Source organism: Acidovorax sp. LjRoot204, assembly GCF_056175785.1.
Genome location: NZ_JBGFFF010000151.1, coordinates 1 through 10,728, shown reverse-complemented (window position 1 = coordinate 10,728; position 10,728 = coordinate 1). Strand labels below are relative to the sequence as shown.

12 protein-coding genes are annotated in these 10,728 nt (G+C 62.7%); 10 read left to right on the top strand and 2 right to left on the bottom strand.

What is annotated here, in order from left to right; all coding sequences use genetic code 11:
- From AC04MI_RS20235 to AC04MI_RS20225, 3 genes are all read left to right on the top strand, one after another.
- Positions 1 to 1,071, top strand: a 1,071-nt coding sequence (locus AC04MI_RS20235; RefSeq protein WP_476498536.1) for a hypothetical protein, incomplete at its 5' end; no start/stop codon positions are given.
- Positions 1,072 to 1,144: 73 nt separating this feature from the next.
- Positions 1,145 to 3,532, top strand: coding sequence for a hypothetical protein (locus AC04MI_RS20230; RefSeq protein ID WP_476498535.1), 2,388 nt, complete (start codon positions 1,145 to 1,147; stop codon positions 3,530 to 3,532).
- Positions 3,532 to 5,631 carry a hypothetical protein gene (locus AC04MI_RS20225; protein ID WP_476498534.1) on the top strand — a complete coding sequence of 700 codons (2,100 nt, stop codon included), beginning with the start codon at positions 3,532 to 3,534 and terminating at the stop codon, positions 5,629 to 5,631. The genes AC04MI_RS20230 and AC04MI_RS20225 overlap by 1 nt, the downstream gene beginning before the upstream one ends.
- Before the next feature lies 1 nt (position 5,632).
- Here the strand turns inward: AC04MI_RS20225 and AC04MI_RS20220 are convergent, their stop codons facing one another.
- Together AC04MI_RS20220 and AC04MI_RS20215 are read right to left on the bottom strand one after the other, a co-directional pair.
- Positions 5,633 to 5,887 carry a hypothetical protein gene (locus AC04MI_RS20220; RefSeq protein WP_476498533.1) on the bottom strand — a complete coding sequence of 85 codons (255 nt, stop codon included), beginning with the start codon at positions 5,885 to 5,887 and terminating at the stop codon, positions 5,633 to 5,635.
- A gap of 17 nt (positions 5,888 to 5,904) precedes the next feature.
- Positions 5,905 to 6,186: a hypothetical protein gene (locus tag AC04MI_RS20215; RefSeq protein ID WP_476498532.1), complete on the bottom strand. Its 282-nt coding sequence runs from the start codon at positions 6,184 to 6,186 to the stop codon at positions 5,905 to 5,907.
- A gap of 98 nt (positions 6,187 to 6,284) precedes the next feature.
- Here AC04MI_RS20215 and AC04MI_RS20210 point away from each other — a divergent pair, with 98 nt between their 5' ends.
- From AC04MI_RS20210 to AC04MI_RS20180, 7 genes are all read left to right on the top strand, one after another.
- Positions 6,285 to 6,596, top strand: coding sequence for a hypothetical protein (locus tag AC04MI_RS20210; RefSeq protein WP_476498531.1), 312 nt, complete (start codon positions 6,285 to 6,287; stop codon positions 6,594 to 6,596).
- Between the two features lie 2 nt (positions 6,597 to 6,598).
- Positions 6,599 to 7,342, top strand: a complete 744-nt coding sequence (locus AC04MI_RS20205; RefSeq protein ID WP_476498530.1) for a hypothetical protein — start codon at positions 6,599 to 6,601, stop codon at positions 7,340 to 7,342.
- Between the two features lie 203 nt (positions 7,343 to 7,545).
- Positions 7,546 to 8,379 carry a hypothetical protein gene (locus AC04MI_RS20200; RefSeq protein ID WP_476498529.1) on the top strand — a complete coding sequence of 278 codons (834 nt, stop codon included), beginning with the start codon at positions 7,546 to 7,548 and terminating at the stop codon, positions 8,377 to 8,379.
- Positions 8,380 to 8,589: 210 nt separating this feature from the next.
- Positions 8,590 to 8,862, top strand: a complete 273-nt coding sequence (locus AC04MI_RS20195; RefSeq protein ID WP_476498528.1) for a phage fiber-tail adaptor protein — start codon at positions 8,590 to 8,592, stop codon at positions 8,860 to 8,862.
- Positions 8,863 to 8,871: 9 nt separating this feature from the next.
- Positions 8,872 to 9,252 carry a hypothetical protein gene (locus AC04MI_RS20190; RefSeq protein ID WP_476498527.1) on the top strand — a complete coding sequence of 127 codons (381 nt, stop codon included), beginning with the start codon at positions 8,872 to 8,874 and terminating at the stop codon, positions 9,250 to 9,252.
- Between the two features lie 12 nt (positions 9,253 to 9,264).
- On the top strand, positions 9,265 to 10,158 hold the full coding sequence (locus AC04MI_RS20185; protein ID WP_476498526.1) for a LamG domain-containing protein: 894 nt from the start codon (positions 9,265 to 9,267) through the stop codon (positions 10,156 to 10,158).
- Positions 10,155 to 10,728 (top strand): hypothetical protein (locus tag AC04MI_RS20180; protein WP_476498525.1); only part of this gene is annotated, 574 nt, incomplete at its 3' end. The genes AC04MI_RS20185 and AC04MI_RS20180, both read left to right, overlap by 4 nt.

The following is a 10,728-nucleotide window of genomic DNA, read 5'->3' as shown; positions in this document are numbered from 1 at the left end:
CCGCCCGACCTGGGCGAGCTGGATGTGACCCAGCTGCAAAACCTGTACTGGGAGAACCGCGCCGAGATCATGGAAATGCTCAAGGCGGCATTCAGCGACTACATGGCCGAGTGGTTCCCGGCCGGCACCTATTTCGAGAAGGCCACCGCCTGGCTGGAGCGCGCGCTGGGCGAGGGCGGCACCAGCATCAATACCGATATGGAAAACGCACTGTGGGAGCGTGACCGCGCACGCCTGGCGGCCGAGGCTGCCCGCGCAGAGGACGAGGCAATGACGGCGTTTGCCAGCCGCGGCTACGTGTTGCCCCCCGGATCTCTGGTGCATGGAGTGCTCACTATTCGCCAGGGCCTGACCAATGCCCTGAGCCAGCAATCCCGCGACATTGCCATCAAGGCGCACCAGGACGAGCTGGACAATGCCCGTCTGGCGGTGCAGCAGGCCATCAGCCTGCGCGGCGCGGCCATGTCGGCGGCCATCAACTACATGCAGGCGCTGGCCGTGGCCCCGCAGATTGCCACCACGCTGGCCACCGCGCAGATTGACGGCCAAACCCGCATTGCATCGGCCCGGGCCGACCTGTTCCGCACGGTGACGGGCGCCAAGACCGACATTTACCGGGCCGTGGCCGGGGTGGAGTCGGACGTTTACAAGACCATCACCGGTGCGCAGAGCGACTTTTTCAAGGCCGAGGCGGGCGCCAAGAGCGACCTGTACCGTGCCCAGGTGGACGGCTGGCGCGCTGGTGTGACCGCCGATGCGGATGTGTACCGCGCAGTTACCGGCGCCGAGGCCGACGCCTACCGAACGCTGGTGGACGCCATGACCCGCCTGTATTCCACCGACGCCCAGGTGGCTCAGGTGCCACTGGATGCCGTGTTCAAGAAGGCGGGCATCGACTTCAACGTGGCCGATTCCAACCTCAAGGCGAAGCTGGCCATGGTGAGCGAGAAGGTGAAGGCGGCGGTGGCGGCGGCCCAGCAGGTGGCCACACAGGCATCGGCTGCGCTGAACAACCTGAACGTGAACACCCAGGTCAGCAACGCGACAAGTACCAGCTTCGTGCAGCGCTGACGCCCCCAGTAGGGTTCGACCAAAAGCCGCTATGTGCGGAGACTCAAGAGAGCGAATCTCGAAAGGTCTCCCCATGTACGGCTTCCAGTCCCATGCCGCGCGCCGCCTGGCGCAAATGCCAGCCCCTGAGCCGCAGATGGCTGACGGCGGCGTGGTCCCGTTCGGCGCCCGTGGCGTTGCAGGCCTGCGCGACATGATCCCCAAGATGCAGGCGATGGGCTACCAGCAAGCCGCCCCCGCCGCGCCATCGGCGGCCGAACGCCTCCGGGCCATGATTCCCCAGATGGAGGCCATGGGCTACAAGCAGCAGCCCCAGTACCTTGCCCGGGGCGGCGTGGTGCGCGGCCCTGGCACCGGCACCAGCGATTCCATTGAAACCGAGGCCGAGCCAGGCACCTTCATCATGCCGGCAGACAGCACCAAGGCCATCGGCGCGAACGCTTTGGAGAAGCTGGCCACCGTGCCGGTGAAGCTCAGCAATGGCGAGTTTGAATTCCCGCCGGAGCAGGTCATGGCCGTGGGCGCGGCAGTGCTCAAGCTGCTCAAGGACACCACCCACAAGCCGGTGAACGGCGAGGATRGCGGCCAGCCCGATGACGAAACGGGCGAGGGTGCAGGGCACGAAATGGCCGAGGCCATGCCCGGCGGCCAGGAGGACGATGCTGGAGAGGGCATGGGCTACCGCCCTGCCGACCGCATGGCCCAGATGCCGCCCATGATGTTTGCCGATGGCGGCCTGATCGACAACAACGTCACCAGGGTGGGCAACAGCTACAGCGGCGGCAATGTCGGCGGCGATGTGTCGTTCAACGGTCAACCGGGCGCTGGGACTTTCAGCTCCGTTCCTTGGAGTACCCCGGCACCCGCTGCGCCCGCCGCGTCTCCTGCACCTGTTGCAGCGCCCGCAGCATCTGCCATGTCTGCTGCGTCGCCTGCTCCTGCGCCGGCGGCCCCCATGGGCTGGGCCGAACGCAATGCGCTGCGCAATACCCAGGTGACTGCCAGCTCCATTCAGGATAGCCCCGAGCGCACGGCGGCCCAGGCATCGCTGGCACCACCTCCAGCGCCCGCAGGTTTCCAGTCCGCAACCCAGCGCTTGGGAGCCTATTCCGACCCGCGCAGTTCCCTGTATGACCCCAACCCGTATGCGGCCAGCAATGCAGCAAAGTTGGCTGCGCCCCAGGGCTTTCAGCCGCGCCGGTATGCGGACGGCGGAACGGTGCAGGATGAAGAGCGTGCCCAGCGTTTGGCCCAGATTCCTGTCGGCGGCCCTCCTGGCTGGACCGGTGGTGGCGCATCTGCTCCCGCCGCCTCAGCGCCTGCGCCAGTGGCTGTCGCTCCTGCGCCACCTCCGGCAGCACCAGCTCCGACTGGAGCTCTGTCGCGTGCCGCATCGATGGCGCCAGCCCCGGCACCTGTTGCGCCTGCCGTCGCCGCGATGGGCACGTTGCCCGCCGCAGACCCCAGCACCCGCAGTGAAGACGCAGCCCAAGGCATGCAGCGCCGACAGGCAGCTGACGCACTGGCGCAGATGCCGAACGCTCCACAAACCGAGATGCGTGCACCCACCATCAGGAACAGCACCAACGACTGGGCAGCACGCAAGCAGCTGGAGAATCTGGCAACCGCTGCTTCAAGCATCACCAATGATGCGCGCTGGGGCGGAGAGGGCGACAAGTCGCAAGACCGCCAGGCGCTGGCCCAGGCCCAGGCGACGGATGCGGCCTTGCAGCAGGCCCAACCCGGCGTTGATGCAGCGGCCATGCGCGAGAACGCTGGCAACATGCGCGCGCAGATGCAGGCTCGCAGCAGCGCAGCCATCGCGGACGCGCAAAACAGCAACGCGCTGGACCGCACCTTGATCACCGAGCGGGGCAACAACACTCGCGCCGGCATCGCTGCGCAGGGTGTTACGGAGGCTGCGCGCCTGAAGGCGCTGCAGGACGGCAAGGCGCCACCCGGATACCGTTACACGGCAGGCGGGAACATGGAGGCCATCCCAGGCGGCCCCGCCGACCTGAAGCAGAACAAGGAAGGCGTGCAACAGGGCAAGGACACGCAGGATATTTTCTCGATCCTGAACGAGGCCCGGCCCCTGATGGACAAGACCACGGGCAGCTATGCAGGCGTGGCGCTGGACAAGGCGGCTCAGACTTTCGGCGTGGCAACAGAGGGCGCGAAAGCCTCGGCCCAGCTCAAGGCGCTGGAAGGTGCCCTGGTGTCCAAGATGCCCAAGATGTCCGGCCCGCAGTCCGACAAGGACGTGCTGCTCTACAAGCAGATGGCCGGTCAGATCGGAGATCCAACGATCCCCGTTGAGCAGCGGCGCGCAGCGATGGACACCATCGAGAGCCTGAACATCAAGTACCTGCCTGCAGTGACTGACGCGGCAGGGTATCAGTCGGTCCCGTCCGGTTCGTACTACAAGACGCCCACCGGTGATGTGCGGAGGAAACCGTAATGGCCAATCCTTGGGACAACGACGAGATCATCCGGCCCGCAGGCGGCGGCGCTCCGGCTCCAGCGCCTGCCTCCGCAGCAGTACCCTCGGCCTCTACGCCCGCTGCCAACCCATGGGACAAGGACGAGATCGTGCGTCCTGCGCCTGGTGCGCCAGCGCAGACCAAAGCGGCAGCGCCTGAAGCTGCTCCGGCTTCTGGCGGCCAGCAGCGCACTTTGGGCGAGAGCGCGGCGCGCGGCCTTGGCATCGGCGTGCGTGGCGTCGTTCAGGGTCTGACCGACCTTCCGGCCACGCTCACCGACAACCTGGTGGCGAAACCCATCAATGCAGGCTTGAATGCCGTCATGGGCGAGGGCAACGGTCCGCGCCTGAAGATGCTGGGCGAGTCCACCAACGACCTGCTGACCAAGGCTGGGCTACCGGTGGCAGAGACTGCTTCGGAGCGCGTGGTGCAGGACATCAACCGGGGCGGGGCCTCTGCGGTGGGCGGCATTGCCACGGGCGCGGGCCTATCGAACGCTGCCGGAGCTGTGACACAGGCTGTGGGCAAGACCATGGCCGCCGCGCCTCTCACGCAGGTAGCCAGCGGCGCAGCAGGGCAGGGCGCCGCTGCAGTCACCCGAGAGAGCGGCGGAGGCGAGGGCGCGCAGCTCGTGGCCAACGTGGCTGGCTCTCTGGCGCCTTCGGTGATTCCTTTCGCAACGCAAACCGCTGTGCGCGGGGCCCTGCGTGGAGGTGAAGCAGGCCGCCAGCGGGTTGCTGACAACATCGCCACCTTTGAAGCGGCATCTGGCACGGTGCCCACCATGGGCCAGGCCACTCAGTCGCGCACGCTGCAGGCTGCAGAAACTGGCCTTTCCAACGTGATCGGTGGGTCTGGGATCATGGCCCGGCGTGGCGAGGCCCAGGCAAAGGCGCTGGAGGACTCCGTGCAAAGCTTGTCGCAGCAGCTGGCCCCCAATGCCACCGGCTGGGGCGCAGGGGAGGCCATCACGAAAGGCGTGAACGCCTTCAAGGACAGTGTGAAGACCACGCAGAAGGAGCTGTACGGCAAGCTGGACAACTTCATCCCGCCCACCACGCCGGTGAGCGTGAACCGCACGCAGGAGGCGCTGAAGGCGCTGAACGAAGGCATCGACGGTGCACCGAACCTGTCCCAGTTCTTCCGCAATGCCAAGATCGGAAATATCGAGCGTGCCATGCTCAAGGACGTGGAAGGCGCCACGCTGGCAAACATCGCTCCCGGCATGTCTTCGACGGGTGTTGCCCCGACTGCTGGCCAACTGCCATACCAAGCAATCCAGAAGCTGCGCACGCTGGTGGGCCAGGAGATTTCCGAGAACTCCCTGACCTCCGACGTCCCCCGCAGCAAGTGGCGCGCTCTGTACGCGGCCCTGAGCGATGACCTGGGCACGGCAGCAGAACAGGCGGGCCCACAGGCGCAGCAGGCCTGGAGCCGAGCCAATCAGTACACCAAGGCCAGCATCCAGCGGCTGGATCAGCTGGAAACCATCGTGAACCGGGAGGCTCCCGAACGCGTTTTCAAAGCCGCCACCAGTGGTCTGTCCGATGGTGGCACCCAGATCAACCGGCTGATGAAGTCCATGCCCGAGGAAAATCGCCGCGAAGTGGCCGCCGCAGTTCTGCAGCGGCTGGGCCGGGCCAAGAACTCAGCGCAGAACGAGATGGGTGACGCATTCAGCAGCGAGACGTTCCTGACCAACCTTGCGGCCATGTCGTTGCCAGCGCGGCGCGCGCTGTTCTCCAACTCTGGGTTCCCTGGGCTGGAAGAGAAGGTGATGACTATGGGGCGGATGGCCGCCAATCGGCGCGAGGGTGCACAGGTGTTCTCGAATCCATCGGGAACTGCGCGTCAGATCGGCCTGGGCGCCTGGGCCAGCACACTGATCGGTGGTCTAGCATCTGGCAATCCGGTTGTCATTGCCGGTGCCCTGGCAGCCCCAGCAACTGCGAACGTGCTGGCGCGCAAGATGACTTCAGAGCAGGCCGTACGGAATTTGGCTGAAAAGGCAGTGTTGAACCCGGCTGCAGGCGGTGCCGGGGTAGCTGCGCTCGCTCGCGAGGATCAGCGGCGGTGAGCTACTTCTTCCCGGCCTTGGAGATTTCGACAATGGCGTACACAAGGACGCCGCCGGCAAGAGCCCAACCCAAGGCAGGGACGGCAACGCAGAGGTAGGACACGGCTGCAATGACTGCAACCCAGATCGCCACTTTCAACAGGCCTTTGCCCAGCCCGTACCAGAACCCGAAAGTCTCTGCATCCGGGTTGCGGCCGCTCAGGAGCTCTTCGCTCTCGGCAAGGGACATTGGGCGCTTGTACTGGTCATTGGCCATGGGCGGAATGTAGCACTTCACTGCTCATTTGGCCCAAATACTCGCTTTTGGTGAAGCTGGTCGAATCTCCGCGATTCCTTTGAGTAGGGGTGTCGCACGAAATAGTAGGCGGCTGCAAAGACAAGCAATCCAGGTAGCCAGTGGTGAGTCATGAGACCAACTGCAAGGCCCCAGCCTATTGCTAGCGGCCAGGCCAGCTGCTCTGCAACACCCAGCTTGGCATCAGCGAGGTCCCACTGGTGTTGAAACTCCTGGTCTTTGGTCAGGCCTGGCTCGGTGTCCTGGAACTCTTCAGTCATGGGCGGGGACTGTAGCAGGAGGGACTCCCTGCCAACATAGATCTAGGGCTGAGGTCTGTTGTACAGTAAGTCAACATCAAATTTGTCGGAGGAACAGCGTGGCGGACAAGAAAACACAGGACTTTGGGCATGCAGAGATCACGGTTGCCCCTGACTTTAGATTTGTCAACGTGGACTTATTTGGATTGGCTGTCACCACCAAAAAAGACGGATCGAAAAATTTTGCCGTGAGTGTTTTTGAGTCAATTCTTGTGCCTCATTTTGAGTCTGGTGGTATGGTGGGGTTGAAACCTGTTCGACAGGCTGTATCAACGTTGGCAATGAATGTTGATGCAGCAAAGGCGCTTCACAATGCTCTCGAGCGGGCGTTGCATGATTTGGAGACTGGCCAGGATGGTGAAGAGAGTTAAAAATGGCGGGCGATCCACCATTTCTTGGCCGCCTGCTTGGCCCTTCTGAGGATGAGCGCAAGTTAAAGATCACGTCGCTGACACGCGATCCTGGCGCAGACAGTTTTTTGCACAGTATCAAAGGTTATAACGATCCGGCGTTCCTGCCCGTTGACGAAGCTTTGCTTAATTGGCGCAACGTAAATCTTGTTGATTTTGTTGGCAAGGGTTGGAACGAATCGGAAAACTGGGTTGGTGATGTTGAGTTGGTTGGGAAAATCCCAGCTGTATCCAAAACAGCACAGAGCAAAAAAACAATGCCAGAAATCACTCGCGAAGAGTTAGACGCCAAGCTTCAAACCCTTGAGGCTCGGATGGACACGCGCGTAGCCGAAGTGGTGGGCCGCATAGATGCGTTGATAGCCAGCCAGAAAGGCTTGGTTGACACGATGAGAGCTGGTCAAGAAGGGATGAACCAGCTGTACCAGGCCAAATTCGACTCAATTGACGCGAGCCAAAAGAGCACCGACGCTGGTATCAAGAATCTCAAGACCACATTCATCGTTACTGCTATTTCAAGCACGATAGCTATCGTGCTTGGAATTGCTGCATTTAATGCAACCGTGCTTTCAAATATGGTCGCATCATTTGAATCAGGGAAAAATACCATGCAGTCGATCAATCAGGTTTCCAATCAATTGAACGACACGGCCAAGCGGTTGGATGAGTTGGACAAACGCTTAAGTAAATCTGACAAGCCGAACTGACTCTCATTGGTAAGGTCTGCAAACTCGTATCGGATTTGCACGCCGTCACACAAGCCCTCTTCGGAGGGCTTTTTCACGCCCCCAGTAGCGATTGCCCGCTGCGAACAGAGCAAGCAGACTGGTCCCAAACCACCAGGACCAGCTTAGTGCCACCCGACTACCAACCAAGGCGCCAGACAGCCAAAGAGGAACCCGCCGCCCGCTTGGCGCTCATCGACCAGATCCCGACGACTGGCTACCAGCCAGCGCCCCAGGCCGAACCTTCCCCGCCATCCGCAATGGAGCGTCTGCAGTCCATCGGCGGCGCGGTGGCCGATTCCGGCTTTCGTGCTGATGTGGTCCGAGGCCTCGCTGACGTGGCCAATCGCACAGCGGCGAGCGTCCTGGGCGGTCCAGTGGACCTTACCGCTGCAGCGCTCGGCGGCCTGGGCTACCAGCACCCGGCGCCAGTCGGTGGGTCAGAGTGGATCGGCCAGCAGATGGAGCGCGCTGGCGCCGTGACCTCCGAGCGGCGGCCGGCTGCGGAGCTGCTTGGATCGCTGGCCGGGCCCAGTGCGGCAGCAAAGGCTGCAACCGCCTTGGGCTTCATGGCTGCCATGTCGCCAGAAGGGAAAGCCAGGTTGCTGGCAGACCTGACGGCAGGGAAGGGCAGCGGGACCTACCGGCTGGGGGATGTGACGCAGGGGCAGGCGAATGGGTTGCAGCGCCTTGGGATGCCGCCTTCTGTCGGGCGCGACGTGGTGATGACTGATGCGGCTCACGCTCACCTCATGGACAGGCGGATCGGTATCGATAACTTCACGCCAGCTGAGGTCACAAAATTTGCCGAGCAGGCGATGCAGCCGCGATCATCCGCATGGATTGACCCAGCCGCCAAGAATCACAAGCCTTCTTTGTTGGCGGACGGGCTGCTGGATCAGGCGACCGGCCGTCGCTACTCCGCCCAGATGCCGCTTCAGTCTCAAGGAGATGCCTTAGAAGTTGTGACAGTCGTTCCGCGAGGATTGCCCGCAAGAAAGAAAAAAGCCCCTGAATAGGGGCTTGATTCTGGACGATCCTGGAGGGAGCGGGGCCGATTCCGCCTCTCGTACATAACAGCTTTTCAGCTGACATTGACAGGGCACAACCAGGGCATCACTTTCAGCGGCATTTCGCTGACGTCTTGATTGTACTTCCCGGCCCTCAAGCCAGCAACGCCCCCCCAGTAGGGTTCGCGCAAAGTTGCACCTCCCGGAAGACTCCGTGGCATGGCAGCAATCAAGAAAGACCCCGACGCAACCCTCGACTACACGGTCGATTGGTCGGACTGGCTCGCCCCTTTGGCGGATGTGATTACGTCCGTTGAGTGGGTCCCAAGCGCGGGCATCACGGTTGAGTCCTTCTCGAACACCAGCGCTACCGCCACCGCCTTAGTTTCTGGCGGCGTTGTGGACGYCGACGAGTTCGTGACCTGCCGCATCACCACCGCTGCCGGCCGCATTGACGACCGGACCATCAATTTCGCCATCACCCAACGCTGAGGACCGGCCATGTCTGTCACCTACTCTACCGCAGCCAAGACGGCCCGCATGAATGCTGTTGTTTCCACCATCGGCACTTCGGGCAAGCTCAAGTTGTTCAACTCCGCCGACGCGCTGCTGGCCACCTTCAATCTGGCATCGACAGCGGGCACCGTATCCGGCGCTGTGCTGACGCTTTCAGACGCCAACGGTGGCGCGGACGGCATCCTGAGCACCACGGCATCCGCTGCGGGTACAGCCACCAAGGCCAGCATCACGACCTCTGCAGACGCTGACGTGATTACCGGCCTGACCGTTGGCACCTCCGGCACCGACCTGGTGCTGGACAACAACGTGCTGGCGAGCGGGCAGGCCATCACCATCAACTCCGCGACGATCACGCACGCTTGATAGGAGCATGGCGTGGCCAGCGATATCTACTTTGGCAACGTTTCCCTACTGCTGCGCGGCGACGGGACTGATGGGTCTACGACTATCGTTGACAGCAGCGGTTCGCCAAAGATCCCGTTCGACATTGGCGCGGTCACAATTTCGACCACGCAGTCCAAGTTCGGCGGATCTGCGCTCAAGTTCCCTGGCTCCGGCCAGCAGCTCCGTTACTCAGCCGACGCGGGATTCAACCCTGGCACTGGACCGTTCACGCTGGAGTTTTGGCTCTACCTGAACTCAACGAGTGCTGCCCAGACAATCGCTACCAATTACAAAGACTCGACACACGGGTTTGGCATCAGCGTACTTTCTGGCGGTGGCCTTGCGGTCAACTTGTCTGGTGACGAGTACGACATCACCACTTCCAGTGGCGTTGTGAGCGCGAATACATGGGTGCATGTCGCGCTCAGTGGGCAGGAGGGCAGCTATAAGCTTTTTGCTGACGGCACTCAAGTCGGCTCGACATACACAGGATCGGTGTCGCTGGATTCCGATGCTGTCCTGAGTATCGGTGGACTCCTATATGCCGGGACATGGTACGACCGCACGAACGGCTATGTCGATGAATTCCGCATCACGAAGGGTGTTGCGCGGTACACATCCAACTTCACGCCTCCGACCGAAGAATTCGGCGGGTCGATTCGATTGGCTGGCCAAGTCAAGGATGCATCCAACAATCCAGCAGCGCGTCTGATTCGCGCGCTCCGGGAAGATACCGGCGTGGTGATTGGAACTACCACCAGTGACGGCACGACTGGCAACTACACCATCAACACGACCTACAACGGCCCGCACTCGTTGATCGCTTACCCAGACACGGGCGAGAGCCTGCCAGCACTGACCTACCGAGGGGTTATGCCGGTATGAGCTACACGCCGCCGGCAGGGGATGCTGCGGATTTCTCCTGGGTGGGTGTGGCGTCCTATGCGCCACCGGCCGGTGACGCGGCGAACTTCACATGGTTCGCTGGCACGGGAGATTCATCGGGATCACTGGCAGCCGCAGAAGCGGGGGCAGACGGACTCAGTGCGACAGGCAGCGTTTTCGCGCAGGGCGCGCTTACGGCAACGAGTGCCGGGGCTGATACAGCCAGCATTTCCGGTGTAACGCTTGCCGTTGGCGCGATGGCGACCGCGGAGGCCGGCGCGGACGTGCTGGCGGGCACAGGTGTTAGYGCCGCTGGCCGTCAAGGCGCGCTGGCGGCCGTGGAATCTGGCGCCGACGCTCTTGCAGCAACCGGCACGGCGCCGAGCGCGGTAGGCAGCCTGTCCGCAACCGAAACGGGCGCCGATACCCTGAGCGCGACGGGTGGGCCTTCCATACTGGCAGGGTCCATGGCTGCGGTGGAGTCCGGTTYCGATGCCGCAACCATTTCAGTACGCGCCCTGATCGCTGGAGCCATGGCCGCCATTGAGATCGGCGGCGACAGCATGGCCG